Raw genomic sequence first — 26,358 nt, forward strand, 5'->3', positions numbered from 1 at the left:
CATTCCTCAATTCGTCGAGACAGCGCTGTCGCGTGCCAGCCGCCGGAGCAGACCGACAGGCTTCTTGATACCGAAGGCCACGATGGTGACCCGACCGTCGTCGTGATTCCACTGCAAGAGGGCCGACCCCTCGTCCACGGCCCCCTCGAGTACGGTCGGGTCACCCTGCAGCGGCAGGGGGCCGACAACCTTGATCGGCAACCCGAGGATCTCGGTCCAGAAGTAGTCGTCGGTGGGGGCGCAGGTCGGTTCCACGCCCAGCGCGGATGCCGCAGCCACTTTGCCCTGTGCAACGGCGTTGGACCAGAACGGAGCTCGGGCCGACGCGTCACGGAAGTAGGTGACGTCCCCGGCGGCGAACACGCCGGGAGCGGTGGTGGCACACTGCTCGTCGATGGCGACGCCCCGAGCATCTGCGATCCCGGTGCCCTCCAACCAGTCCGTCTCGGGAAGATCGCCCGCGCAGGTGACCACGAGATCGGCTGTGCGCGTGCCGTCACCGAGTTCGATGCCGGTCACCGAATCCCCGGTCAGGCCAACCGGCCCGTCGGCCAGGACGAACTCGATCGACCATTCCTTCGCGCGCCGGGCGATCGCCTCGGACAGAAACGGCCCGAGGAGCCGCTGCAGCGGTGGATCGACATCGACGACGGTGACCTCGACACCGCGAGCGGCGCACGCGGTGGCAACTTCCAGACCGAGGAAGCCAGCGCCGACGACGATCGCGGTTCGAGCCTCGTCCAGCTTCGGACGCAGCGCCCGGACGTCGGCGAACGTCCGTAAGACGTTCTCGCCCATCTGATCCGGGCCGGCGATACGACGGGCCGACGCCCCGGTCGCCACGATGAGCGCGTCGTAGGCGACATCGGTGCCGTCGGCCGTGGTCACGGTGCGTCGATCGGTGTCGACCGATACGGCGCGATCGACGACGGCAGTGATGTCGAGATCGGACAGATCCCACGTTTCCGCCTCGGCCCCATCGCCTTTGAGCACGTGCTTCGACAGCGGCGGCCTGGCGTAGTAGCCGTCGGCGTCGGCACCGATCACGGTGAGTGCGCCGTCATGTCCTCGCGCGCGCACCTCACGGGCTGCGGTGCAGCCCGCGATGGAGTCTCCGACGATGACGATCCGACGTTCTGTGGTGCTCACTTGCTCTCTCGGAGCGCGGCCACCGGACAGACGCCGACGGCCGATCGTGCGGCAGCCTGCTGGTCATCCGGAATGTCGTTGTCGTCGAAGGCATAATGAAGCTCGCCCTCGTCATCGAGGCTGAAGACCTTCGGAGCTTGATCGGCACAGATTCCATGACCTTCACATCGATCCCAGTCGACGTCGATTCTCATTGCGGTGTCCCTTCTGCAGCCACCAATTTCAGCGGCAGGCGTTCGTATCGGTGAATGACGTTGTTGACGGCCCGTTTCGGTGTTCCCGAGGGGACGAATCTTTCGACCCTGCGCGCCAGTACCCGAAGCATGGTCTGCGCCTCGAGCCGAGCCAGACCCTGACCTGCACACCCGTGCACTCCGGATCCGAATCCGAGTTGCCGAGCGGCGTCACGGGTGACGTCGAATGCATCGGGGTTGTCCCACTCGCGTTCGTCCCGGTTTGCCGACGCGTAGATGACCAGCACGCGTGCACCTTTCGGGATTCGCGATCCATCGATCTCGACGTCGCGCACGGCCCGACGTGAGAACGCTCGGATGGGTGACTCGTATCGGACGACCTCGTTGACGGCGTTGGGGATCAGGTCCGGGTCCTGTCGGATGGCCTGCCATTGCTCGGGGTGGCGAGCGAACAGAGCGAGTGCGCCGGAGATCGCTCCGATCGTCGTATCGAGCGATGGGCCGAGGTAGTCGATCATCAATGCCGGACATGCGGACTTGCCGATCCTGTTCTCGTCGGCGGCTTTCAGCACGTCGTCGCCCATGCTCCCGGGGAGCACCGATCTCTGCCGCACCACCTTCTTGGAAAACGCGAGCATCTCGGTGGCGGCCTTCACGGCCGTGACGGAGTGACGATTGACGGGCCCGAGCGAGTCAAATGTTGCTCCAGCCCAGCGGAGAAGCTCCTCGCGACCGTCTTCGGGCCACCCCACGAGGTCGGGCACGACGGACATCGGCAACGCCGTGGCGAGATCGTCGACACCGTCGACGAACGTCTTGCTCAGGGCCGCATCGACGATGCTCTCCGCCTTCTCCTCCACTGCGGCCGACATCTTTCGCACGGCCTTCGGCGTCAAGCGGTGCGCGAGGACCGCACGCTTGGTCGCGTGCTCCTCACCGTCGCTGTTGAGCGTCGTGCCGCGTCCGAGCCTGTTGGCAACCGGATTGAGTGCGACTCCGTCGCCCGAAATGAAGGTCTCGTCGTCGAGCAGCACTGCCTTGCACTCTGCATAGCGTGAGATGGCGAACGCCTGCTGCCGTGGTAACCACACCACTGGGCCGAGCGCCCGGAGCCTCGCGTAATGCGGGTACGGATCGAGGATCGCATCGGTGGAGTAGATGTCGGTGCGGTACTCCGGGATCGTTGCGTTCGTTGTCATGGGGTCCTTCGCCAGGAAGAGTAAGTTCGCGCTGCCCAAACGGGTTATTGACGATATCGTCACCCATGACACAGCCGCCCGTCAAGCTTTTTGACGAATTCGTCATGATTCGAACGCGATAGGCTACCCTCACGCACACCGCAGAGCAGGAGCAGACCGTGACCGAAGGCAACCGCGTCGAGCGCCGCAAGGCACGCACCAGAGCCGCGCTGGTCCGCGCAGCTCAAGGGCTTCTCGCCAGCGGAAACACCAACGCACCGGTCCTCGAGATCACACAGGCAGCCGACGTCAGCAACGGATCGTTCTACAACTACTTCGAGAGCAAGGAAGAGCTGTGGCAAGCGGCCATCGACTCCGCCCTCGAATCGGCAGGTGACTATCTCGACTCGCTCACCGTCGACCTGGACGATCCGGTCGAAAAGTTCACCCAGTCCTTTCGATTGTCCGGACGGCTCTTCCGCCTCGAACCGGAACTGAGTCGTGTCCTGCTCAACTCCGAGGCCGCGGCATTCGCCGCAGCCGGGGGCCTGGCCCCGCGTTCGCGTCGTGATATCGAATCAGCCGCCGCACAAGGACGATTCGATGTGGACGACGCGGATGTCGCACTTGCCATCGTGGCCGGTTCTCTGCTGTCGATGGGCCGACTGCTGCTCGCCCAACCCGAGCGCGACGAAGCGGCAACCGTGGACGGCACGACACAGCGCGTTCTACGGGCACTCGGAATCTCTGCAGACGAAGCCGAAATCCTCTGCAGCCGAGAACTTCCGACGTCGTACAGCGGCGGAGTTCACGCAGCGATCGACCCCTCGGGCCAGCCGATCACATAGCCGACCAGAGTCAGTCGTCCACGGCCCTGAGCGCGACGCTCAGCGCCTCTTGCGCCGATATGTCCGCGTCGATCGCACTGCGCAACTCGGCATCGTCGAGGTCGACCGACAACGGGACATCGGTGTCGGACTGTCCACGTAGATCGGCCAGTACGTGCTCCCGATCCTTTGCTCGCCGATAGTCGGCAAGGGCCTCGTCCTGCTTCTCTCGTGCGGTGGCCACGACGTCAGGCCCGATGGTGTCGCGCGGGGACGTGTGCAGGCATCTCGACAGGCACCGGTGCGGCTCCGCGTTCGACCTTACGATCACTACCTCGCGTGCTCATCTTCATGAAGTTCTGCAGTTCGTCGTGGATAGGTGTGTCGGTCATGAGACTCGACCTTCTCGACCTACGATGCGCAGGTCGGTTCGGTTTCGCTGAACCATTGTGTGCGCTGAACGAGCGGCGTGACACCGACCCTACGGCCTTTCCTCCCACTCGGTCCACGCTGCGCCGAACATCGTCGACCGGAACTTCGTTGCTATCGACGAGCGAGGGGCTCGGAGTCTACTGTCGGTCACACGTCGACTAGGTCGATCGCGAAGAAGCGGCAGTCGATGGCCGACCCTCCGTACACAGCGGACGGTAGCGGCGACTCGAACCTCGGCAAACCTTCCTACCGAGGACACATGCTGTTGGCCCGGCGCACGTGCGGCAGCGGCATTCGACGTACAGGATCGAGACCCAGTGCTCACCTACAGCTTCAACCTCGATTACCGCGGCATCTGCCCGATCTGTGAGCAGATCACGTTGGGAGAGAACGTCATCGATTCGCAGGCGGTCGGACCGACCAACAGCCGCATCTATGCCTCCTGTGACGCCTGCGGATGGGAAGGGCCCGGCTGACAGCTCAGCCGATCACCGGCTTGCGGTCCTTCGTCAATTCGTCGAGTTCTGCCTGCATCGCCGAGTGCACGCGGTGCGCGAAATCCTCTGCGGACTCGTCGGGCTCGGGACGCATCGGCGCCAGAACCGACGTCTGAAGCTTCGTCGGTAGAGGTAGATACGGAAGCAACCCGACCACCCCCACATTCACGCCCCAGGGAATGGATACCGACAGCGGCAGCGTCTTGACCCGAAATGCCGTCTTGTCCAATCGGAGCGCCTTGGCGATACGACGTCCACTGCTGAGGACGAGGAGTGACTCACCCGCGCCCGCGGTCACGACCGGAACTATCGGCACCCCGGCTTCCATTGCGAGACGCGCGTAACCACTGCGTCCGGCGAAGACGATTTCGTTTCGGTGCCGCCACGACTTCAGCGCATCGAGGTCACCGCCCGGGAAGACCAGGACATTGTGCCCCTCTTCGAATGCGTCGAGAGCGTTCTCTCGAGCGGCCGGCCGCGCGCCGAAGGGCTCGAGCAACTTTCCTGCACGCAGTGTCCACGCGATCTGGTGCGTCAACGCGATCACTTCCCTGGACAGGCCCAGATCGTCGTACGCTGCCGCGAACGCGAACACGTTCAGATCGATCACGCCCCCGAACCCGTGATTACACACGAACAACACCGGCTCATCGGGAACCGGTTGCGCGACGGACACTTCGAGGCGGTTGTAGAGACGGACCGCATTGATCCCCATGGCCCGAATCGCGCGAGGTACTTTGTGCATGCGCGCACTCTAGCGGGCGCCCACGCATTTCCGGGTTGGATCCATCGGAGTTCGGACCAGCCGGCGGCGACGAAGTGGCCCGCGAGCTCACGACGCGACGCACCGGAGCCTGGATCGAGTACTGCATCCGACGACACCCTCGACTAGAAAGTAGCGAAGTGACCGATTCCGAAATCCAACGATGGCAAGACATGAAGTGGAACAACCACACTCGTGACTTAGACGTGGACGGATCGCGTATCCACCTCGTCGACCTGAATCCGACCGCAGACGAGGTGGTGATCTTTCTGCACGGCATTTCGGCTAGCTGGCGCTGGTTCATCGAGATCCTGCCCGAGGTCGCGCGGTCGCGTCGAGCCATCGGCATCGACCTCCCAGGCTTCGGTGGCTCGCAATTCTCACGAGGGCACAGCAGCTTCGCCGCACTCGCCGACTCTGTCGCCGCAGCGTGCGCGAGCCTCGGTATCACGCGCGCAACGTTCGTCGGACACTCCATGGGTTCGATCGTGGCGACGCGGCTGGCGGCGGATCACCCCGGGCTGGTCGAGCGGCTCGTCGTCACCGGCGGACCGATCCTCTCGCTCACCGGCCTCACACGACGTCCGATCAGCACCATCCGTGATCAACCACGCGCGGTGGCGACCCTGTTGGCAGAGTTGGTCACGATCGGCCTCCCCATGCCGAACTGGTTGGCGCACAGGGCCGCACGATCACCCCTGCTCCTCAAGGCCGCCCTCGGACCGTTCGTGAACCGGACCGACCGACTCGACCCCGAGCTCATGGACCAGGTGATGTCCACACTGGGCGCACCCGGATCGTTCCCGGCGCTGCTGTCCACCGCATCCGCCGACCCGAGTGCCGGTCTGGACCGCATCACCTGCCCGACGCGGATAATTCGTGGACCGGGTGATCCCCTGTCGCCACCCACCGACGTTCAGCGGTTCCTCGACGCCGTTCCGACCGCCACCGCAGTCGAGATCGAGGGCACCGGACATTGGCCGCACATCGAGAAACCGACCGAGTTCCTGGCCGAACTGACTGCCTTCCTGGACATTCCGGCACAGCAGCGCTGACCGCTTCGTCGAGCACGACCGATGGTGCACTGCCGAATGTAGCGCACCATCGGTTCGTGTCGCGCGAGGGCTACACGCCGGCGGACACCGCGAAGTAGTGCCCCCATTGTCGGCTCACGAACTCGCTCAGCTCCCGCCTGGCGTCCTCACCCGATGCCGATGAGCGCCAGGCACTGTGGCCGTCGGGCCGCACGAGCACCGCTCCGGTCTCACCCACCTCGTACAGTCCGATCAGCTCGTCCCGAGCGGCACCTGCCGGTAGTTCCGCAGAGATCAAGGTGACGCCGGGTCCGACCTTGTCGAGCTCGGACACCACGCCTGCCCACCTGTCGCCATCGAAAGTGAACAGCGACAGCGTGTTCGGGTCGAGTGTCTCGTGCACCGCCACCTGCGCACCACCCACCGAGACCATCGCGTGGGGGAGTCTTGCCCCCGGGTAGGTCGTGGGCAGGTAATCCACCACGTCTTCGGCTGGCTTTGCCGACGGGTCCCGTGCGATCAACGGACTGGCGTAGAGGTAACCGAACTGCAAGCCGATCGACACGAAATGCTCGACCTGAAGCGGGATGGCGTCGGCGATCTCGCGACGAAGCTGGGCGGACCCGGGTGCGTCGGGATCGACTTTGTGCGATCGCGCCATCTGCTTCCGGGTGGCAGCGGCAGCCAGTGGCGCGATCAGCTTTCCCGGAACCTTGTTCAGCGGCGGCCGACCCACCACCTGAGTCGCTTTCGCCAACATCTTGTTGGTGATGCCCACCCTCTTCCCGATGTCGTCCATCCGGAAGTGGTTCGCCACACTCTGCTCGGCGAACTTCTCCACCACCGGACGACGCTCGGTCTCGTAGGTGTCCAACAGAGACGGGGACGCGGTGCCGGACAGAACGGCGTCGAGCTTCCAGGCCAGATTGTGGGCATCCTGAACACCCGAGTTCAGCCCGAAACCACCGGTGTGCGGAAACCGGTGCGCCGCATCGCCGAGCAGGAGCAGACGGCCACGACGGAACGCATCGGCGGTCTGCGATGTCATCACCCAGGTCCCGGTCGACTCCAGATCGAAGTCGTGTTCTCCCAACACCTTCGGCAGCGTGCGTGACCAGTACGCTCGACTGTCCTTGGCGATCTCCTGGTCGGGGTGCAGGTACGCCGTCATCAGAATGTATCGATGGTCGGCATGCGCGATCATCACTCCGCACAGGTCCGGCGTGTAGATCCAACTGAGCAGCGGCCGAGCATCATCGGGGAAGAGTGTCGTCGAGGTGAAGAAGGCACTGCCCATGTTCGCCAGGACAGGTCCGGTCAGTCCGACCCCGGTACCGTCTCGCGTCGCGCTGTTCGCACCATCGCATGCCAGCACGTACTCGGCCTCGATCTCGGCCACTCCGCTTGCGCAACGCCCACGCACACGTGCACCGGACGAGTCGGTGTCGACGGACTCGACAGCGCATCCGCGGCGAAACTCGATCAGCGGTTCGGCGTCGAGCGCATCCCACAGTGCCGGCATCAACAGATGCTGACCTATGTGCGAGACCAGGAACGGACTCTGACTCTCGACGATTGCCTTGCGCTCGGGGTCAGAGAGCAGGTCGATCGAACCGATGGCCTCGTCCGCGAGATTCCCGAACCAGCTGATGAGATTGACGGTCTCGTGCGGCGGCGACATCGCAGCGATCGAGCGCGCCAACTCGGAGCTGTATTCGTTCCAGATCTCGAGAGTGCGGGCGTTGATCACGTGCGCGGCGGGATGAAACAGCGGCGCGTTGCGGCGCTCGAGCACGACACTGCGAATCCCTCTGCGTGCCAACAGCAACGCGGCGGTACAACCGGCCGGTCCGGCTCCGACCACGGCGATCGGCACGGTCATCGGACCACCGTCTCCTGCATCCCCAGATCGATGGCTCCGTCGGCGGTCCTGATACCGGCAGTGATCACATCGTCGACCGAGAGGTAATCGGGATTCTTCGCCTGCCGGGCGAAGAAGAACTTCCACTTCAGCGCCGGCGGAATCAACTCACCGATCTTCTGCACGATCTTGGGCGGCGCGGAAATGGCGGTGCCGATCGGTGTTCCGGTGAGGAGTACGTCGCCGGCAGTCATGTTCTGGAAGCGGGCCAGCCTGGTGAGCGCCTCGGCCGGCGGAGTGATCAGGTCGTTGCCGATCGTCTGGTCCTGGCGCGTCTCGCCGTTGACCGCCAGCGTCATGTGCAGCTCGGGGATGCGGCGGAGCTCGTCGTTGTCCAACAGCACCAACCGAGGCCCCAACGGGGTGAACGTGGGATACGACTTGCTCTCGTACACCTGAACTTTCGTCAACTGGATCTCCCGCGCGGACACATCGTTCGCTACGATCACCCCGGCTACGTAATCCGAGAGGTTCTCGTCGGTGACCGTCGTACCGATGGGAATCTCGGCACCGACGACGATCCCCAGTTCGATCTCGTAGTCCAACAGCGCCACCTCGGGTGGCTGGCGGATGGGATCGAACGGACCACTGATCGACGCCGAGGACTTACGAAAGAACGTCGGCTGCAACGTGTTCGGATCGGAACCCGCATCGATCGCGTGCGACCGATAGTTGAGCAGCTGCGCCACCACCCGGCACGGTGTGGTGACCGGAGATACGAGCTCCAGCTCGTCGACACTCGACCCCGCACCCGACGCGCCGGTGATGGCCTCGCGGTCGGCAAGAAGTTCGCGGGTGGTCTCGGCCGTCGTCTCGATACGAATTGCACGGTCGCCGTCGAGGCGCCACCAACCGTCGATGGTCCGGACTACGTTGACTGACATGTGAGTCTCTATCCCCCTGGTTCGATCGAAATCGGCGCGGTCACAATGTTTTCGGTGTGATGGTCTTCTTGTTCGCGACCACCGGATGGCCCGGCCGAGTTCCGGCCTCGCGTCGGCGAAGCTCCTCGTGCGGCACGCCGTTGCGCAGCTGGCTGAGCAGGTAATCGGGGTCGATGTTGACGCCGATCGGGTTCTGGGCGAACTCCTCGGTGAAGAAGAACGCCGCGGTGTTCTCGGCGTCGAAGTTCTCGACCTGGAACTCGAGGCGCACCCCGTCGGGATCCTCGTAGTAGAGCGAGATCGTCGGTCCGTGATTGATCGACCAGACGGGGAGGATGCCCAACCGCTTGAGCCGCACGTAGTTCTCCAACAACCGCTCGAGCGAAACGAACGTCAACGCGATGTGATCGATCCCGTATGCCTTGCGCTTGAACTTGGAGAACGGGAAAAGGAACCTGACGGGCTTCGGAACGGCGATGATCGCCAGTCGATGCGACTCGTCGTCCCAGGTCAAGAACGTGATTCCCTCGTCCTGGTAGACGATCTCGGCACCGAACACCGCTCCGTACCAGCGCACCATCTCCTCGGTGCGAGCCGACTTGACCACCCAGTGGGCGATGAGATCGGGCGCAACCCTCGGCGCTTTCCGACTCCCTGCATCCTGCGTCGCACTCATCGAACGAGCCTTTCCTCGGGTCACCTGTTGTGACCTACGCTACGACCACCTTGACTGCCAGTCAAGAAATTGATCGACCGTCAGGAGAGATCGCGCCGCGTGGGCTAATGTCGGATCGGTGTCGAACAACTCGCCCACCGGTGCCGAGCGGTCTCGCCGTGCCCGCCCCCGACTGGACCGTCGGCAGGCCTTGATCGACGCCGCCATCGAGCTGCTGGCCGAGGGCAACAGCGCCGACATCAGCGCGGCCGCGATCTCCCGTCGAGCGGGCGTCGCACACGGACTGCTGTTCTACTACTTCACCGACAAACAAGGCCTGGTCGCGGCCGCCCTCGCCGACGTGCTGTCGAAGCTGGCCGAATTTCAGGAGCCCGCCGCCGACGAGACATCCGTGCGCGCACGCATGGAAGGTTTCGTGCGACGCCACATCGAATTTCTCGAGCGCCACCGTGCCCTCTACGTCCGAGTGGTCCGGGAAGGTGAATTGGGCGATTCCGTCGTCGAACATGCCGTCCGAGAGGCACGGGCCGAGGGCGCACGTCAGGTCGCAGCCCTGGCCGAGCTGCCCGATCCACTGTCCCCACTCCAGGCGGCCGCGATCTCCGGATGGACCGGCTTTCTCGACCGCACAGCAGACGCCTACTTCGACACTCCAGGGCTCGAACTCGATGCGATCGTGGCGCTGGTGGTCGACGCCTTCGAAGCGGTCGTCGACGCATCGAAGTAGACCCACCGGCGTCTCGGAAGAGGTCAGAACGACCATATTTGCCCACGCTCCTGCACCTGATATTGAGCAATATGCACCCTGCGGGGCTCAGCACTTGCGCAACAACGCAGGCTGCTGGTGCACTGTCTCCCATCGCAGCTCAGTTGCATCCTCTCGGCGATTCGAAACCCGAACGCCCGCCCGGACCGCAGAACCGCACTCGGTTCTCCCTCGTCCGCTCTACCTTCTTCGTGCCCCCGGCACATTCGACGTCGATTCAGGAGCACCTGCCATGACCAGCATCAGTCCCGCCGATCACCGCTCACCCACCGGTGATCACCACGATCTGCACGAGCTCGCCCAGCGGGTGCTGTGGCTGTCGACGTCGATGATTCACCATGCCAATCGAATTCGGCCCAACCCGACCGGACTCAAGGTCGGCGGCCACCAAGCCTCCTGCGCGTCGATGGTCTCGATCATGACCTCGCTGTGGTTCGAGCAGCTGCAGCCAGGCGACCGCGTGTCGGTCAAGCCTCATGCCTCGCCGGTGCTGCACGCGATCAACTACCTGCTGGGTGAGCTGGACCAGAAGTACCTGACGACACTGCGCGCATACGGCGGTCTGCAGTCCTACCCTTCGCGGGCCAAGGACCCGGACACCGTCGACTACTCCACCGGATCGGTCGGCATCGGTGCCACGGCACCGATCTGGGGAGCGATGTCCCGACGCTTCGTCGAGGACCGGTTCGGTCCGGAGGAATCCACACCGAAGACGCCCGGATTCAGCGGACGGCAGTACTCGTTGGTCGGTGATGCGGAACTCGACGAAGGCGCGGTCTGGGAGGCGATCATCGATCCGGGCATTGCCGAACTCGGCGAGATCGTCTGGATCGTCGACCTCAATCGTCAGTCGTTGGACCGAGTTGTGCCCAACATCGCCGCCCGTCGCCTCGAGAAGATGTTCGACGCCGCCGGCTGGCAGGTCATCACCGTCAAGTTCGGCCGGTTGCTCGAGGACCTGTTCGCCAAGCCGGGCGGCGACGCACTGCGCACGCGCATTCTGGACATGCCGAATCCGGAATACCAACGCCTGCTGCGCTGCACCGCCGACGAGGTGCGCACCAGGCTTCCCGGATCGGGTCCCGACGCCACCGCCATTGCCGACCTGATCGCCGATCTCGACGACACACTACTGACCGAGTCCATTCGCAACCTGGGTGGACACGATCTGGATGCGTTGCGCGAGGCCTACTCTCGCATCGACGACACCCGACCCACCGTGATCATCGCGTACACGGTCAAGGGATTCGGCCTGCCGACCCAGGGACATCCGCAGAACCACTCCTCGCTGCTGACCGTCGAGGAGTACGCAGAACTCGCACGTACCCTCGGCACCGATCCCGAACAGCCCTGGGGACGCTTCGATTCCGACAGCGGACCCGGCCGGCTGTGCACTGCCACCGCCGAACGGCTACGCCGCGAACCGATTCCGGCGTCGACGCCACCTGCCGTCCCCACCGACATCGGACGCACCCCCAAGGGCACGGCCACCACGCAGGCCGCGCTGGGACGCACCCTGATCGACCTCACCCGAGAAGCCCCCGACGCGGCTCGTCGTGTCGTCACGGTCAGTCCCGACGTCAGTTCGACCACCAACCTCGGCGGTTGGGTCAACAAGGTCGGCGTCTGGTCGTCGTCGGATCGACACGACTGGTTCGGCGACGACGCCGAGACGATCATGCACTGGCGCGAAGGGCCGTCCGGTCAGCACATGGAACTCGGTATCGCAGAGACCAACCTGGTCGGCCTGATGGGCGAGCTCGGTGCCACGTGGAGCCGGTGGGGAGAGCCGCTGTTCCCGATCGGTGTCATGTACGACCCCTTCGTCGAGCGCGCACTCGAGCCGTGGTCTTACGGCATCTACGCGGGTGGTCAGTCGATTCTGGTCGGCACGCCGTCGGGAGTCACCCTGGCCGCGGAAGGTGGTGCGCACCAGTCGATCAAGACCCCGTCCATCGGACTGGAGCAGCCCGGCTGCATCACCTACGAGCCCGCATTCGCCATCGACGTCGAATGGACACTGCTCGCCAGCATCGGTCGACTCGGACGCCCCGACGGCTCCTCGGCATACCTGCGTCTGTCGACGCGTCCCGTCGATCAGTCGAAGGCGGACGTCCCCAGCGATCCGGCTGCCCGGGAACGCAGGCGTCGGCAGGTCGTCGCGGGCGGCTATCCGCTGGTGCGTCGAGACGGAGCAACGGTGACCATCGCCGCCATGGGCGCGTTGATGACCGAAGCCCTGGACGCCGCAGAGCGTTTGGAGCGAATCGGTGTCATCGCCGACGTTCTGTGCATCACCAGCCCGGGCGAGCTCTACCGCGCGCTCCAGGCGCGGCAAGGACACCACGTCGGCGAATCCTGGATTCTCGATCAACTGCTGCCCGCCGACCGAGCGACCCCGATGGTGACGGTGCTCGACGGGCATCCACACACCCTCGCGTTCCTCGCCACCGTCAACAGGGTTGCGTCGACATCGTTGGGCGTGAGCAACTTCGGACAGGTGGGCTCACTCGACGAGGTGTACAAGCACCACCGAATCGACACCGATTCCATCGTGGGCGCAGCTCTCGATGTGACTGGTCGGTGACAGGGCTTATCCGACAGCGAACGCAGCCATGACCGCATCGTCGACGGTGCCGCTCGCCACCTCGGCGATGTCGGGCTTGCTCGAAAAGGGTTACACAGCACATCGTCTCGACTGATCATCGAACATCTCGATCGCCCCGCTCGCACGTGCGGGGCGATCGGCGTTTCACGCGAGGTACTCCGCGAGTCCGTTCAGAGTGGCGGTGAGCTTCTTCCTGAACGTGCCCTGCAGCGCCTTGCCCACCACTCCGAACAACAACGGACTGGTCACCTCCAGCTCGAGGGTGACGGCGGAGCCGCCTCCGCGAGCGGCGCAGTTCATCGTCAGCCGAATCTTCGATCCGGTCGACCCGGCACCCACCAGGACCAATTCCTCCGGCGCACGCAGACTTTCGACCTGGAACTCGATCGTGTCGATGATGCTCGCGATCTTGATCTTCTCGACCATCGTCGACCCGACTTCGAGGTCCCTCGGGGGCGTCTCCACCCACTCCTCGTGCAGGGCATGCCACTTCTCGAAGGTGCTGACGTCGGACAGAGTTGCCCACACGTCGTTCTGCGAGGCAGGCAGTTCCTGCGTCATGGTGATGTTCAGCATCGGAGGTTCCTTCGCTCGAGGTCGGTGTTTCACCACTACGCCATAGGATTGATCGGAAGTCAATATTGACCTCAAGTCAAGTACCGTTTAGTTTCGTGACACACGCCTCACAGCCACGGGGCCGAACCGGAAGACGAGCCATGACGACGACCGAAGCGCTGCCCATTGCAACCGCCACCGATGTGATCGCCAACCTTCGAGCCCTCGTGCCCGACCTGAAGGCCGGAGCCGCCGAGAACGAGAAGGCACGACGCCTCTCCGAGGACACCGTCGACGCCCTCCGCCGCGCTGGCGCATTTCGAGTCGCAGCACCGGCGAAGTTCGGCGGACTCGAAACCGACCTGCGCACCATGCTCGACGTGTCCGCGATCATCGCCGAAGGTGACGCCGGTGCCTCCTGGGTGACCACCTTGTCCAACGTGAACAACTGGGCTGCAGGCCTTTACAGTGACCCGGCTCAGGCCGAGATCTACGCCGACGGCCCCGACGCCATCATTTCCGGCGTCGTCACCCCGGGCGGCACCGCCCGGAAGGTCGAGGGCGGCTACCGACTGAACGGAACATGGCCCTACGCCTCGGCCAGCCTGCACTCGCAGTGGTTCACCGGCGGAATCATCGTCAACGACGACGACGGCGACATGCTCGACCAGGGAATGGCGCTGCTCCCGCGCACGGACTACCGCATCGACGACACCTGGTACGTGGCAGGCATGCGCGCATCCGGGAGCAACACCGTCGTCGCCGAGGACGTCTTCGTCCCCGAACACCGGATGCTGTCGATGATCCCCGCATTCAGCGGTGCCAACGTTGCCGAACGTACCGACTCCGCCTTCGCTCGTTCGGCCTTCGGACCCATGCTCGTCATGGTCCTCGTCGGTCCACAGCTCGGAATGGGCCGCGCTGCAGTGGAACTGGTACGAAAGAAGGCCGCAGAGAAGGCCCTCGCCTACACCGTGTTCGACCGTCAGGCCGATTCGGTGGCATTCCAGATGCTGCTCGCCGAAGCAGCGCTGAAGGTCGACACCGCGCACCTGCACGCCTACCGCGCAGCAGAGGACGTCAAGCGGTGGGCCGAGGCCGCCGAGTACCCGGACCTGCTCTCCCGTGCGCGTGTTCGCGGCGACGCAGCCGTTGCACTACGGAGCATCAACGAGGCGCTGAACATGCTCGTCGACGCCACCGGTGCCGGAGCCTTCGCCGAAGTCAATGCTCTGCAGCGCATTTGGCGCGACTCCAATGTCGGTGCCCGCCATGCCGTCATGCTGCCACGAGTGTCGATCGAGACCTACGGCAAGGCGCTGCTCGGTTTCGATCTGCACGACCACATCACCCCGATCATCTGATGACGTCCTAGGCTCGTACCGAGCCCTCGGTGACAGCCGGACGGGCAGGCCAAGGCAGATAGGACTTTCGGTGCCAGATCGTTCCGCCAAACCGGTTGCCCGAGCCAACCGGGCCACCGCCCGAGCGGCCGAGACCCGGCAGCGAATCGTCGACGCAGCGGCGAGCCTGTTCGCCGAGGCCGACTACGACAAGGTCGCCGTCTCGGACATCGTCGAGTCGGCCGACGTTGCCCACGGCCTCCTGTTCCACTACTTCGGTAACAAGAGGGGCATCTACCTCGAGGCGATGCGGGCCACCGCCGCGGCCATGTCGGAGGCCTTCGCGGACATTCCCGACTCGACACCCGACATCCAGATTCGGGCTGCGCTGACCAGCCACCTGAACTACCTCAGCCGGCACCGAGGACTGGCGTTACGAATGGTGTTGGGCGGCAGAGGCGCAGACCCCGAAGCCTGGGAAGTGTTCGAGAACGCGCGAACCGCAGTGCTGGAGGCGGCGGCCACGCAACTCGGACTCGACGCGGAGAACGCAAGCGTCGGACTCGTCGGTCACAGCATCGTCGCGGCAATCGACGGCGCGACGGCCCGATGGCTCGAACAGGACGCCAGAATCGACGTCGAGCAGATGGTCGAATGGTTGGTGCACATCATCGTCGCGTGCCTGCGTACTGCACCGGTCCTGGACCCGGCCCTGAACGTCGACGACGCTGTCGAGGCGATCCTCGGACGCGGCTAGGTTACCGACCGACGCCCGCGAACCCTGGTCACCACAGTCGAACCGACGACCACGAGGGCTGCGAGAATTGCGGTGTATCCCACCGTGGAGTTGGTCAGCTCGCCGTACAGGCGACCCTGCGCCAGCCATCCCAATCCCCACCCGATCGACAGCATCGGAGCGATCGCTCCGCGCGAGTAGCGGGCGAGCAGCAGCCCTACTGCCGCTGCAACGACGAGCACCACGATCGCCCAGACGGTTGCACCTGCACCGCCGGTGAACCCGAGGCTCACCAACCAGGCAGAGATGTTCGCGATCGTCGCGACACACACCCAACCGAGGTAGAGCCCCATCGTGCCGTCGGTGATCACTGCGTCGGCGACGCCCTCGGGCCGGAACTGCTGCATCAGCACGAACACGCGCACGAGCGCCGCCAACAGCGCCACGATGACCAGCACGCTCAACCACACCTGGCCGAACTGGACCGCGAGAATCCAGGCCGGATTGAGCAACATCGACGCGATGATCGGTGCCCGCAGCGCGTCGTGGCGTGCAGTGCGCCCGGGCAGCAGCTGCCAGACGGCATAGACGATCAACCCCGCGTAGATCACCGACCAGATCGAGAACGCGGGCCCCGCGGGTGCCACCAGAGTCGACGTGGCACTGAGCGCTCCGTCCGCCGCTTCGGCGATGGGCGTCCCGATCCATGCACCCGACCCGAGAAAAGACACGACAACGGCCACGACCGCACTGAGAACGACGCCGATTTTCACAGTCGAGTTGATCCCCGATCGACGGGCAGTGCAAACACAGCAGCAGCCCGGTTCTGGTAGACACGCGGTGTGCATTCCTACTCGCGTTCGATCTCTGCTGCCGTCTGCTGCCTCGCGGTGGCCGTGACCGCCGGATGCAGTTCCACGCCGGAGCCCGCTCCCACGGAATCGACGTCTGCTCCGGAACCGCAGTACGAGTTCACAGGAGTGCCCGGCACCGTTCTCGATTCCGCGGACTTCGGTGATCGATCCCCCGCCCTCGCCGCGACCGGTGCCACGCTCTACCGATTCGTCTACGAATCGACATCGGGCGTCGACAATTCCCCCACCGCGGTCTCCGGGGTGGCAGCCGTTCCGGCGGGCACGCCGCCCGAGGGCGGGTGGCCGATCATCGTCTACGGGCACGGCACCACCGGTGTGCAGGCCGATTGCGGACCGACCCTGTATCCCGATCTGCTCGGATACCAATTTGCGGTGCAGGACTTCACCGCACTCGGGTACGTCACCGTGCTACCCGATTACCAGGGCCTGGGCACCGGCGGTGGCACCCACCCGTATCTGGAGCCGCGAACCACCGGAAACAACATGATCGACGCGGCTCGCGCGGCCCACACCGCGCTGCCCGACGTCTCCACACGCTGGGCTGCCGTCGGCCTGTCGCAGGGTGGCCAAGCCGCCTGGGCTGCAAACGAACTCGCCGCTTCCTACGGTCAGGGCCTGGACCTGGTGGGATCGGTGTCGCTCTCGCCCCCGACAGATCTGAAGCCGTTGATTCGATCCAGTAACGACGGCACCCTGACCAGGCCGCAGAAGGAACTGTTGCCGTACCTGCTCTACGGCGCTGAGCAGGTCGACCCCTCGATCGATCCGACGGACTACAGCGGCAGTGTCGCCGAGGCCAACAACGAACTGCTGCTCACCTGCTCGGGCGGCGACACCGGAGGCAAGGAGCGAGCCGTCCAGGCGATGGCACCCGACGAGTTCGCAGCCGACTCCACCGAATCCGAGCAGAAGCTGATCGACGTGGTCGATCGCTACACACTCCCGCAGGTGCGAACGGAGGTACCGCTGTTCGTGGCGTACGGCGCGAAAGACGACGTCGTTCTGCCGCAGTGGACTGCCGACGGTGTCGAGAAAGCCTGCGCCCTCGGCGATTCGGTCGTCGCCCAGGAACAACCCGAACAGGGCCACGACGTCAGCGACGAAGCGGCAATGCAATTCCTGGCCGCCCGGTTCGCAGGACAGACGGTACCCAGCACATGCTGACGAGCGGCTCTGCACCCGAACGAATCACCGAGTACACCCACGCCGGTTTCGTGTTCGACGTCCTCGACCAGGGACCGCTCGACGGCCCGGTCGTGTTGCTGCTGCACGGATTTCCCGAACGTGCATCGTCGTGGTCCGCGGTGATGGAGATACTCAACGAGCACGGGATGCGCACGATCGCACCGGATCAGCGCGGATACTCCCCACGCGCCCGGCCCACGAGGCGACGAGACTATCGCGTCGGCGCACTGGTGGGCGATGTGGTCGCCCTGATCGACCTCATCGGAACGCCGGTTCACCTGGTGGGACACGATTGGGGAGCGAACATAGCCTGGGTTACCGCCGGTCGTCGTCCCGACCTGGTCTCGTCCCTGACGGCGCTCTCGGTACCCCACCCCGGCGCATTCATGACCGGCCTGCTCAGCTCGAAACAGATACTGCATTCCTGGTACTTCGCGTTCTTCCAACTGCCGGTGCTGCCCGAGAAGTGGATGACGCAACCCGGCCGCAGGGCCGAAAGATGGTACGAGAAAAGCGGAATGACCGAAGCCGATCTCGAACGCACGCAGACGGAGATCGTCGACTACGGCGCGCTGCCCTTCGCCGTCGACTGGTATCGGGGCCTACCGTTCTCGAGCCCGGGCATCGGCCGCCTGCGCATCACCGTGCCGACGTCGATGGTCTGGAGTGACGGTGACACCTTCATCGGACGCTCCACCGTCGAGAGTGCCCAACGGTACGTCGATGCGGCCTACACACTGACCGTGTTGCCCGGCGTCTCGCACTGGATTCCGACACAGGCACCCGATGCGGCTGCCGCTGCAGTGATGCGATCGAGTGCTCCCCATGGCACTTGACCGCACCACTGCCGTCGGCGTGCTCACCGAACTGGTCACGCAACGCACCGTGTCCGGCGACCCTGCGCCCCAACGCTCCTCGATGGACGCCGTCGTATCCCTTCTGAGGGCGCGGACGACCGGCGTTGCAGTCGAGGGCGATCGAGACGGCGCGCACCCGTGGCTGCTGATCACCAACGACGCCCCTCCTACGACCACGCGACTGATGTTCGCCTGCCACGTCGATACCGTTCCCGCGGGCGATCTTTCGAATTGGCAGTTCGATCCGTTCGCCGCGGACGTCGAGGGCGGAGTGATGCGAGGCCGGGGTACGTCCGATATGAAGGCAGGCCTGGTGGCCGCCACGGCCGCCGTGCTCGCCGCCTTCGAGAACGGTGTTCCTGCAGCACTGTTGCTCACGAGCGACGAAGAGATCGGCTCACTCGGAGCGCTCGCCGCCCGTCACGCCGTCGCCGAATGTTCGGTGGGTGCCGTGGTGGTGCCCGAGGCGACCGGAAACAAGGTGCATCTGGGCCACCGCGGAGCATTGTGGGTCGATGTCACCACCAAAGGCATTGCAGCACACGGCAGCACACCCCAGCGAGGCGAGAGTGCAATCATGAAGCTCGTCGACGTCCTGGCACGGGCACGCGACGAGCTCCCGCTGTCGACGGATCCGTTCCTCGGTGCCGAGACGTTCAACGTCGGGTTGATCGACGGGGGTTCGGCCCCCAACATCGTCCCGGACACCGCACACGTCGTCGTCGATCACCGGACCGTCGGTGACGGCTCGGCACTGCTCTCGTGGTGGCGGGATCAACCCGAGGTCGACCACATCGAGGCGCGGATCGACCTGCCCGGTGTGCGGACGGCCGGTGGCAACAGCTGGATCGACGAGCTGCCGCATTCCGTTGCGAGAGAACCGGTCACGTACTTCACCGACGCGTCCATCATCGCCGCGGCGGCTCCCGGTGCGCCGATCGTCGTGTGGGGACCGGGGACTCCGGCCCTGATGCATGCCGCCGACGAAACTGTCACGCTCGACGAACTCGATGCGGCCATCACCGCCTACACCGCCGTGACGCGCGCCTGGCCGACCGTCGACTGACGGACCACCAACTCCGGCTGCAGAGCGATGTGCGCGGTGCCCGTCTCGTCGCTGTTCATCGCCTGATCCAACAGCCTCGTGGCCTCGGCGGCAATACGTTCCTGCGGCTGCCGGACGGTCGTCAGCGGCGGATTGCTCAACGCGGAGAACGGAATGTCGTCGAACCCGGTCACCATGACATCGGTCGGAACCGACAGTCCGAGAGCCTGGCAACTCTGCAAAACACCGAGCGCGATCAGATCGTCGGCACACACCACCGCGTCGGGACGAGAGGCTGCTTCGAGAATGGGCCGAGACGACTCACGGCCCCAGTCGATCGAGTAGTCGCCCAACAGCGTCCACTCCTCTCGCGTCTCGATACCCACTCGCTCCGCGTGGCGAAAGAAGCCGGCTCGACGTAGCTCGGTCGACGAATTGGTCAGTTCGGAACTGATGAATGCCGCGCTCCGAACACCGAGAGCGGCCAGGTGGTCCATCACCAGCGCCTGTGCGGCATCGTCGTCGACCCCGACCCAGTCGGTGTGGGTGTCGAGCGCGAACCGGTCGAGTTGGACGACAGGGATCGCGCGAGCCGTGGTGCGCACGGCCTCTGCGGACCGCTCGCCATGGCACGGGCTGATGATGATGCCGTCGACCTGACGCGAGACCAAGCTGCGCAGCCTCTGCGCTTCGACGTCCGGGTCGGATCGGGAGTCGCACAGAAACAACTGCAAGCCGCGCTGTGACAGCACATGCTCGACGTTGACCACCAGCGAGGTGAAGAAGGGATTGGCAATACTCGGCACCACCATGCCGACGGTGTCCGTTCTGTTGCGGCGCAGGGAACTGGCGATGATGTTGCCCGAATATCCCAGATCCTCGGCCGCCCGTCGGATGGTGGCAGCAACGTCTTCCGAGACCGGACGTGAACCCGAGAGCGCTCGAGACACCGTGGCTGTCGAGACGCCTGCGCGCTCGGCAACGTCGCGAATGGTTGCTTTACGCATCCAACTCCTACTCTCACGTGTGGACCCGAGGCTATCGAACCGCGCGGTCGCTTGCGTTGCTGTTTACACAGTAGAGGCAATCGTTTACATAAACGACTCCGAAATTCCTTGACACGAATAGGTACCGATCCCTTACGGTGCATACATGCGAGGTAATCGATTACATCATCTCGCCCGACGATCACCCGAGGAGTTCCCTACGTGAGTACGTCCCTGTCGGACCAGCACCCAGAGCAGTCGCTGGGAGTCTTTCCGACCAAGCCGTCGGCCCTGGCCGCGATGTTCACCTCGGCACCAGCACTCATCGGTGCCATCCACCTGCCCGCCCTCCCCGGCAGCCCGCACTACAAGGGCCGGCCCGTCTCGGAGATCTCCGAGTTCGCCCTGGCCGAGGCTCACGCATACATCGACAATGGTTTCGACGGAGTCATCGTCGAGAACCATTGGGACATACCCTTTCTCAAGCCGGGTGAACACGGATACGAAACCGCGGCCAGCATGGGCGTCGTCACCGCCGCCGTCGTCGGCGACTTCGGCGACCGCGTCGGCGTGAGCATCCTGTCCAATGCCGGCGAATGCGGCGTGGCCGCAGCGTGGGCAGCGGGCGCGAGCTTCGTCCGCGTCAACCAGTGGGCCAACGCGTACATAGCCAACGAAGGATTCATCGAAGGTCAGGCCGCCAAGACCACCCGCTTCCGCCACCGCATCGGTGCCGACCCGGTCAAGATCTTCGCGGACGTGCACGTCAAGCACGGCGCGCATGCCATCGTCGCAGACCGCACGATCGCCGAACAGACCGAGGACGCCGAGTTCTTCGATGCCGACGTCCTCATCGCCACCGGCTCCCGCACCGGAGACGCCGCCTCCGTGGACGAGGTCTCGGTGATCAAGAACAACACGATGCTTCCTGTGATCATCGGCTCCGGCATCACCGCGGCCAACGTGGGCGAGCTGATGAAGGAATGCGACGGGGCCATCATCGCGTCGTCGGTGAAGGAGAACGCCCGCTGGTGGGGACGCGTCGCAGGCGAGAAGGTTCGCGCCGTCGCCCGCGCAGCTGGGAAATAGCCGATGATCGTCTTCTTCGGATACGCCAACAACGATGTGACGGTGCATGTTCCGCATGTCCCGGTGCTGGGAGAGAGGGTGCAGGCAACGGCGATCGACACGATCGACGGCGGCATGAACGCCAACGCCGCGGTCTCCGCAGCCCGTATGGGTGCACGCGTGGCCTTCGCCGGCGCAGTGGGCCCCGACGCCAGGTCCACCGAGTTTCTCGCCGGGCTCGAGCACGACGGAGTAGACACCAGCTGGGCCCCGCGTGACGCTTTCCTCTCCACCGCAGTCGTTCTCATCGCCGAGGGCGGTGATCGATCGATCATCAGCCAGGACGACGCCAACGACGCACAACGGCTGGCCGCCGTCCTCGAGGCCCTCTCCGACGACGGCGGCCGACTGTTCGTCGACGGCTACCGAGCAGAGATGCTCCCCGCCGAACTGCCCGACAACGTCAGCCTCGCCATCGATCTCGACGGCTGCGACGATCTCGACGCCGCACTCCATGCGTTCGCCCTCGCCGATCACGTCATCGTCGGACGCAGCCTGTGGCAGAACAGCTTCGGCATAGATGCCGAACGGTGGTCGACGATGACCGCCGAGCACGACACTCACCTCGTCGTCACCGACGGCGAGCACGGGTGGACCCTGGTGACACCCTCGGGTGAGACGATCACCGAACCCGCAGTACAGGTCGACGTCGTCGACGCCGTCGGAGCCGGAGACTGCTTCTGCGGCACCTACATCGCCTTCGTCGACGCAGGCGAACCCCCGGCTCATGCAGCACGCCTCGCCGGGGCGTCCGCTGCTCTCGCATGCGCCACGGCCGGACCACGCGGCTGCCCCAGCATCACCGAACTCAACGAATTCACTGCCACCCTGGCCACTGTCGATCTTCAGGAGACCCGATGATCAAACGCGCACTCCCCCTCGTCCTCGGCACAGCACTTGCCCTCGGTCTCACCGCATGCGACTCCGCCGCCCCCAGCGACACCACGGGCGGCACCGACGCCTCCGCGTCGTCCATTCCGGATCCGTCCCGCGTCGCCGACACCTGCGACGGCAAGAACGGCACCCTCAAGGTCGGCCTGGTGACCATCAATCTGCAAGCTCTGTTCTTCAACCAGATCAACAACGCCGCCCAGAAGGTCGCCGACGAAGCCGGTGTCGACCTCCAGATCATCAGCGGCAACGACGATTCGGTCACCCAGGCCAACGCATTCGACAACCTCATCGCTTCCGGCGTGGACGCCATCATCGTCGACGCCATCGACACCGACGGCATCAAGCCATCCGTGTCCAAGGCCGCCGCAGCAGGTATCCCGGTGGTGGCCGTCGACGCCACCGTCGACGACCCGGGCATCTCGACCCAGGTGGGAACAGCGAACGCCGAGGGCGGCGCTCAGATCGGTGACACACTCGCCGAGCTGGCGAACGACACCGGCACCGTCGGTATCGTCGGCGCACTCAACAGCACGATCCAGCTCGAACGTCAGAAGGGCTTCACCGACACGGTCTCCGCCGCGGGCATGACCGTCGGCACGGTCGTCGACGGTCGCAACATTCAGGAGAACGCGCAGACCGCCGCGGAGAACCTGCTCACCGGCAACCCGGACATGGAATACGTCTACGCCACCGGCGAACCCGCACTCATCGGGTTGGTCGCGGCAGTGAACAGCCAGAGTGCACAGGACCGGATCAAGGCCGTCGGATGGGACCTGTCGGATCAGGCTGTCTCCGCCCTCCAGGCGGGCTGGCTCGAGGGCGTCGTGCAGCAGAACACCTTCGAATTCGGCTACGAGGCAATGAACGCCGCGATCGATCTCGGTTGCGGTCGCACCGCACCCGCGGACATCCCGGTCCCGACGCAGATCGTCACCCCCGCCAACGTGGGCGACTACATGTACTACCTGGAGAAGTAGCCCTATGGCACACCATGATCCGACAACACCGTTGATCGAACTGTCGGGAATCACCAAATCGTACGGCCCGGTGAAATCGTTGCAGGGAGTCGACCTCCGGCTCTCACGCGGCGAAGTACTCGGAGTCGTCGGAGACAACGGCGCCGGCAAGTCGACGCTCATGAAGATCCTTGCCGGCGCCGTTCAACACGACGGTGGTGAGATGCGAGTCAACGGGGAACCGGTGCGCTTCTCGACACCGCTCGATGCGCAGCAGCAGAAGATCGGCATCGTCTATCAGGATCTGGCGCTGTGCGACACCCTCGATGTCGCGAGCAACCTGTTCCTCGGCCGTGAACCCCGCAAGGGACCGTTTCTGGACCGGCACGGCATGCACGAACGCGCCGCGAAGATCCTCGCGGACCTGCACGTCAAAGTGAAGTCGACGTACCAGGAGATCGGCCAACTCTCGGGCGGGCAGCGGCAGACCGTCGCCATCGCCAGGGCCGTCTCGTTCCGGCCCGACGTGTTGATCCTCGACGAGCCAACGGCCGCACTGGCCGTCGCCGAGGTGGAATCGGTCCTGAAACTCATCACGGACGTTGCGGCCCAGGGCGTCGGCGTCATCCTCGTGACGCACCGCCTGCAGGATCTGTTCCGAGTCTGCGACCGCATCACCGTCATGTACGAGGGACAGAGCGTCGACGACGTTCCGATCGGCGAGCTGAACATCGAATCGCTCGTCGGACTGATCACTCGCACTCCGGTTCCCCAGCGCTCACCGTCCTCGCCGGAAGGCCGCCCATGATCACTCTCGACAAGAACGCACAGCCCAGCGTCGCGAAACTCGCTGCGCGACCGACATTGTGGCAACAGACCAACAAGCCGACACTGGCCATGCTGGCCGTCACCGTCGCGGTGGCCCTCGTCTTCTCGGTGACCACGTCGTCGTTCCTGACGTTCACCAACATCTCCAACCTCGCCACGCAGATCGCACCGGTCCTGATCATCGCCGTCGCGATGACGTTCGTGATCACCACCGGCCAGATCGACCTCTCCGTCGGAGCGACGGTCGCCTTCGTCGCCGCGATGAGCGCCCAGCTCATCCAGGCAGGCGTCGACTCCTCGGTCGTGTTCGTCGCGGCTCCACTGATGGGTGCGGCGTGGGGACTGGTCAACGGCTGGCTCGCTGCCTACCAGGGCATTCCACCGTTCATCGTCACACTCGCCACGCTCTCCATCATCCGCGGAATCGCGCTGTACCGCACCGAGGGCTTCTCGGTTCCCATCACCCCGGGCACCGCGTTCGCCAAGCTCGGCACTGCGTCGTGGCTCGGGTTCTCGGCGAGCGCCTGGATCGCCCTCGCCGTGGTCGTCATCGGCGCGGTTGCGCTGGGTCGCACCCGCTTCGGCCGCTACGTCACCGGAATCGGGTCCAACGTCGAATCCGTCCGACGCTCCGGCGTCAACACCCGTCGCGTGTTGATGATGACGCTGGTGTTCACCGGTCTTGCCGCCGGCATTGCCGGCCTGCTCATCGCCGCACGACTGGGATCGGGTTCCGCCAACTCCGCCAACGGTTTCGAGCTGACCGTCATCACCGCGGTGGTGCTCGGCGGAACCAACCTGTTCGGTGGACGAGGAACCGTGGTCGGCACCGTGATCGGTGCGGTCCTCACCGGCATCATCGCCAACGGCCTGACGCTGCTGGGCGTGAGCCCCTTCCTCACGCCCATCATCACCGGAATCGTTCTGCTCGTCGCCATCTGGATCAACATGCGTGGGCACTCGTTGGCGTCACTGTTCAAGCACCTGCAGAGCGCACCGGGCAAACAGTGATCGTCCGGACGGTGACCGGTCCGGTCGACTCCAGCGAGCTGGGGTTGGTGTTACCGCACGAGCACCTGCACAACGACGCCTCGGCGGCGTACTCGGAATCGCCCGATCCCGCTGTGGCGCAGGTTCTTTCCGGACCGATCTCGGCCTCGGACGCCTGGCTGTTGCACGACAATCCGTATCACAGCGCCGACAATTGCCGGATCGACGACGCGGCGGCCGTGTTGGCGGACCTGAAAACCTTTGCCGACCACGGCGGGACGACCGTCGTCGATCTGACACCACCGGGCATCGGTCGTCGACCCGAGATCCTGGAACGGTACTCCCGAGACTCGGGGGTCCGGGTCGTCATGGGCTCGGGCTGGTACCTCGAGGCCACGCACCCGGCCGAGGTCGCCTCGCTGAGCGTCGACCAACTCGCGTCGGGACTCGTTGCCGAGTTCTCCTCGAACGACGGGCCTCGCCCCGGGGTCATCGGGGAGATCGGAGTCTCGCCGTCGTTCACCGCCGCCGAGAAGAAGGCGTTACGCGCCGCATGCGTCGCGCAACGAGAAGTCGCTGTACCACTGTTCGTTCACCTTCCGGGGTGGCAGCGGCGCGGGCACGAAGTGCTCGACATCGTCGTCGAGGAGATGGGTGTCGACCCGAGTGCTGTGGTGCTCTGCCACATGGACCCGTCGGGCAGCGATCCCGACTACCAATGCGCTCTGGGTGATCGCGGGGTGTATCTGGAATTCGACATGATCGGCATGCCCTTCGAGTTCCCGGGTGAGGGTCAGTCTCCATCGCCCGCCGACACCGCCTTCGCGGTCGCCGGTCTCATCGGCGGCGGATACCGACGGCAATTGCTCCTCAGTCACGACCTGTTTCTCAAGTCGATGCTCCGCACATTCGGTGGCAACGGTTTGGCCTACGTACCAGTCTCTTTCGCAGCACGACTCGTGCGCAGCGGAATCGATCCCCAGCACGTGTCCTCGCTCATGCGAGACAACCCGAGGTCGCTCTTCGAGAGCGCCGGAAAAGGATAGAGAAC

General features: G+C 64.9%; 28 protein-coding genes. 16 read left to right on the top strand and 12 right to left on the bottom strand.

Features of this window, described 5'->3' with window-relative positions; translation table 11 throughout:
• Positions 1 to 6 precede the first annotated feature (6 nt).
• The 3 genes from CH296_RS07165 to CH296_RS07175 are packed head-to-tail and all read right to left on the bottom strand — an operon-like array spanning position 7 to position 2,542.
• Positions 7 to 1,149, bottom strand: a complete 1,143-nt coding sequence (locus CH296_RS07165) for an NAD(P)/FAD-dependent oxidoreductase (RefSeq protein WP_094684378.1) — start codon at positions 1,147 to 1,149, stop codon at positions 7 to 9.
• Positions 1,146 to 1,343 (bottom strand): ferredoxin, encoded by a 198-nt coding sequence (locus CH296_RS07170; RefSeq protein ID WP_094646014.1) that lies wholly within the window; start codon positions 1,341 to 1,343, stop codon positions 1,146 to 1,148. Before CH296_RS07170 ends, CH296_RS07165 begins: the two co-directional genes overlap by 4 nt.
• Positions 1,340 to 2,542 (bottom strand): cytochrome P450, encoded by a 1,203-nt coding sequence (locus CH296_RS07175; RefSeq protein WP_094683524.1) that lies wholly within the window; start codon positions 2,540 to 2,542, stop codon positions 1,340 to 1,342. The genes CH296_RS07170 and CH296_RS07175 overlap by 4 nt, the downstream gene beginning before the upstream one ends.
• Positions 2,543 to 2,700: 158 nt before the next feature.
• Here CH296_RS07175 and CH296_RS07180 point away from each other — a divergent pair, with 158 nt between their 5' ends.
• Positions 2,701 to 3,369 (top strand): TetR/AcrR family transcriptional regulator, encoded by a 669-nt coding sequence (locus tag CH296_RS07180; protein ID WP_094630495.1) that lies wholly within the window; start codon positions 2,701 to 2,703, stop codon positions 3,367 to 3,369.
• Positions 3,370 to 3,379: 10 nt separating this feature from the next.
• Here CH296_RS07180 and CH296_RS07185 read toward each other — a convergent pair whose 3' ends face one another.
• Positions 3,380 to 3,592 carry a hypothetical protein gene (locus CH296_RS07185; protein ID WP_032405338.1) on the bottom strand — a complete coding sequence of 71 codons (213 nt, stop codon included), beginning with the start codon at positions 3,590 to 3,592 and terminating at the stop codon, positions 3,380 to 3,382.
• Between the two features lie 4 nt (positions 3,593 to 3,596).
• Positions 3,597 to 3,740 carry a hypothetical protein gene (locus CH296_RS28850; protein ID WP_176459099.1) on the bottom strand — a complete coding sequence of 48 codons (144 nt, stop codon included), beginning with the start codon at positions 3,738 to 3,740 and terminating at the stop codon, positions 3,597 to 3,599.
• 357 nt (positions 3,741 to 4,097) lie between these two features.
• Here CH296_RS28850 and CH296_RS28855 point away from each other — a divergent pair, with 357 nt between their 5' ends.
• Positions 4,098 to 4,256 carry a hypothetical protein gene (locus CH296_RS28855; RefSeq protein WP_176459098.1) on the top strand — a complete coding sequence of 53 codons (159 nt, stop codon included), beginning with the start codon at positions 4,098 to 4,100 and terminating at the stop codon, positions 4,254 to 4,256.
• 4 nt (positions 4,257 to 4,260) lie between these two features.
• Here the strand turns inward: CH296_RS28855 and CH296_RS07190 are convergent, their stop codons facing one another.
• Positions 4,261 to 5,022: a lysophospholipid acyltransferase family protein gene (locus CH296_RS07190; RefSeq protein WP_094646015.1), complete on the bottom strand. Its 762-nt coding sequence runs from the start codon at positions 5,020 to 5,022 to the stop codon at positions 4,261 to 4,263.
• Between the two features lie 158 nt (positions 5,023 to 5,180).
• Here CH296_RS07190 and CH296_RS07195 point away from each other — a divergent pair, with 158 nt between their 5' ends.
• Positions 5,181 to 6,095, top strand: coding sequence for an alpha/beta fold hydrolase (locus tag CH296_RS07195; RefSeq protein WP_094630497.1), 915 nt, complete (start codon positions 5,181 to 5,183; stop codon positions 6,093 to 6,095).
• Between the two features lie 70 nt (positions 6,096 to 6,165).
• Here CH296_RS07195 and CH296_RS07200 read toward each other — a convergent pair whose 3' ends face one another.
• The 3 genes from CH296_RS07200 to CH296_RS07210 are packed head-to-tail and all read right to left on the bottom strand — an operon-like array spanning position 6,166 to position 9,555.
• On the bottom strand, positions 6,166 to 7,956 hold the full coding sequence (locus tag CH296_RS07200; protein ID WP_094684379.1) for an FAD-dependent monooxygenase: 1,791 nt from the start codon (positions 7,954 to 7,956) through the stop codon (positions 6,166 to 6,168).
• A complete protein-coding gene (locus CH296_RS07205; protein ID WP_094646018.1) occupies positions 7,953 to 8,879 on the bottom strand; it encodes a fumarylacetoacetate hydrolase family protein in 927 nt (308 codons plus the stop codon). The genes CH296_RS07200 and CH296_RS07205 overlap by 4 nt, the downstream gene beginning before the upstream one ends.
• A gap of 40 nt (positions 8,880 to 8,919) precedes the next feature.
• Entirely contained in the window at positions 8,920 to 9,555 is a 636-nt protein-coding gene (locus tag CH296_RS07210; RefSeq protein ID WP_032397229.1) for a VOC family protein, read from the bottom strand.
• A gap of 118 nt (positions 9,556 to 9,673) precedes the next feature.
• On the opposite strand from CH296_RS07210, the gene CH296_RS07215 reads away from it, so the two are divergent.
• Both CH296_RS07215 and CH296_RS07220 read left to right on the top strand, forming a co-directional pair.
• Complete coding sequence (locus CH296_RS07215) at positions 9,674 to 10,282, top strand: TetR/AcrR family transcriptional regulator (RefSeq protein WP_032396596.1); 609 nt, start codon at positions 9,674 to 9,676, stop codon at positions 10,280 to 10,282.
• Between the two features lie 271 nt (positions 10,283 to 10,553).
• Positions 10,554 to 12,908, top strand: coding sequence for a pyruvate dehydrogenase (locus CH296_RS07220; RefSeq protein ID WP_032396597.1), 2,355 nt, complete (start codon positions 10,554 to 10,556; stop codon positions 12,906 to 12,908).
• A gap of 165 nt (positions 12,909 to 13,073) precedes the next feature.
• Here CH296_RS07220 and CH296_RS07225 read toward each other — a convergent pair whose 3' ends face one another.
• Complete coding sequence (locus tag CH296_RS07225; RefSeq protein ID WP_032396598.1) at positions 13,074 to 13,505, bottom strand: SRPBCC family protein; 432 nt, start codon at positions 13,503 to 13,505, stop codon at positions 13,074 to 13,076.
• A 140-nt stretch (positions 13,506 to 13,645) separates the two neighbouring features.
• Between CH296_RS07225 and CH296_RS07230 the strand changes: the two genes are divergently transcribed.
• Entirely contained in the window at positions 13,646 to 14,848 is a 1,203-nt protein-coding gene (locus tag CH296_RS07230; RefSeq protein WP_094684380.1) for an oxidoreductase, read from the top strand.
• A 70-nt stretch (positions 14,849 to 14,918) separates the two neighbouring features.
• Positions 14,919 to 15,584, top strand: coding sequence for a TetR/AcrR family transcriptional regulator (locus CH296_RS07235; protein WP_176459097.1), 666 nt, complete (start codon positions 14,919 to 14,921; stop codon positions 15,582 to 15,584).
• Here the strand turns inward: CH296_RS07235 and CH296_RS07240 are convergent.
• Entirely contained in the window at positions 15,581 to 16,336 is a 756-nt protein-coding gene (locus tag CH296_RS07240; RefSeq protein ID WP_094684381.1) for a TspO/MBR family protein, read from the bottom strand. The genes CH296_RS07235 and CH296_RS07240 overlap by 4 nt on opposite strands.
• Positions 16,337 to 16,405: 69 nt before the next feature.
• On the opposite strand from CH296_RS07240, the gene CH296_RS07245 reads away from it, so the two are divergent.
• The 3 genes from CH296_RS07245 to CH296_RS07255 are packed head-to-tail and all read left to right on the top strand — an operon-like array spanning position 16,406 to position 19,546.
• Positions 16,406 to 17,602: a S9 family peptidase gene (locus CH296_RS07245; protein ID WP_094684382.1), complete on the top strand. Its 1,197-nt coding sequence runs from the start codon at positions 16,406 to 16,408 to the stop codon at positions 17,600 to 17,602.
• The gene (locus CH296_RS07250) at positions 17,596 to 18,459 is read left to right on the top strand and encodes an alpha/beta fold hydrolase (protein ID WP_094684383.1); all 864 of its coding nucleotides are present in this window, start codon (positions 17,596 to 17,598) and stop codon (positions 18,457 to 18,459) included. The genes CH296_RS07245 and CH296_RS07250 overlap by 7 nt, the downstream gene beginning before the upstream one ends.
• On the top strand, positions 18,449 to 19,546 hold the full coding sequence (locus tag CH296_RS07255) for a M20 family metallopeptidase (protein ID WP_094684384.1): 1,098 nt from the start codon (positions 18,449 to 18,451) through the stop codon (positions 19,544 to 19,546). Before CH296_RS07250 ends, CH296_RS07255 begins: the two co-directional genes overlap by 11 nt.
• Here CH296_RS07255 and CH296_RS07260 read toward each other — a convergent pair.
• Positions 19,507 to 20,532: a LacI family DNA-binding transcriptional regulator gene (locus CH296_RS07260; RefSeq protein ID WP_094684385.1), complete on the bottom strand. Its 1,026-nt coding sequence runs from the start codon at positions 20,530 to 20,532 to the stop codon at positions 19,507 to 19,509. The two genes, CH296_RS07255 and CH296_RS07260, sit on opposite strands and share 40 nt — an antisense overlap.
• 201 nt (positions 20,533 to 20,733) lie before the next feature.
• Between CH296_RS07260 and CH296_RS07265 the strand changes: the two genes are divergently transcribed.
• The 6 genes from CH296_RS07265 to CH296_RS07290 are packed head-to-tail and all read left to right on the top strand — an operon-like array spanning position 20,734 to position 26,353.
• Positions 20,734 to 21,600, top strand: a complete 867-nt coding sequence (locus CH296_RS07265) for a BtpA/SgcQ family protein (RefSeq protein WP_230596918.1) — start codon at positions 20,734 to 20,736, stop codon at positions 21,598 to 21,600.
• A 3-nt stretch (positions 21,601 to 21,603) separates the two neighbouring features.
• Positions 21,604 to 22,500 (top strand): carbohydrate kinase family protein, encoded by an 897-nt coding sequence (locus tag CH296_RS07270; RefSeq protein ID WP_094613028.1) that lies wholly within the window; start codon positions 21,604 to 21,606, stop codon positions 22,498 to 22,500.
• Positions 22,497 to 23,510, top strand: coding sequence for a substrate-binding domain-containing protein (locus CH296_RS07275; RefSeq protein WP_045197202.1), 1,014 nt, complete (start codon positions 22,497 to 22,499; stop codon positions 23,508 to 23,510). Before CH296_RS07270 ends, CH296_RS07275 begins: the two co-directional genes overlap by 4 nt.
• Positions 23,511 to 23,514: 4 nt before the next feature.
• Positions 23,515 to 24,297 carry an ATP-binding cassette domain-containing protein gene (locus CH296_RS07280; RefSeq protein WP_094630512.1) on the top strand — a complete coding sequence of 261 codons (783 nt, stop codon included), beginning with the start codon at positions 23,515 to 23,517 and terminating at the stop codon, positions 24,295 to 24,297.
• Positions 24,294 to 25,328, top strand: coding sequence for an ABC transporter permease (locus CH296_RS07285; protein ID WP_094684386.1), 1,035 nt, complete (start codon positions 24,294 to 24,296; stop codon positions 25,326 to 25,328). The genes CH296_RS07280 and CH296_RS07285 overlap by 4 nt, the downstream gene beginning before the upstream one ends.
• An 11-nt stretch (positions 25,329 to 25,339) precedes the next feature.
• Positions 25,340 to 26,353, top strand: coding sequence for a phosphotriesterase (locus CH296_RS07290; RefSeq protein ID WP_256980374.1), 1,014 nt, complete (start codon positions 25,340 to 25,342; stop codon positions 26,351 to 26,353).
• The last annotated feature ends 5 nt before the right edge of the window (positions 26,354 to 26,358 follow it).

It is taken from the genome of Rhodococcus sp. 14-2496-1d (genome assembly GCF_002259365.1).
In the GTDB taxonomy this organism is placed as follows: domain Bacteria; phylum Actinomycetota; class Actinomycetes; order Mycobacteriales; family Mycobacteriaceae; genus Rhodococcoides.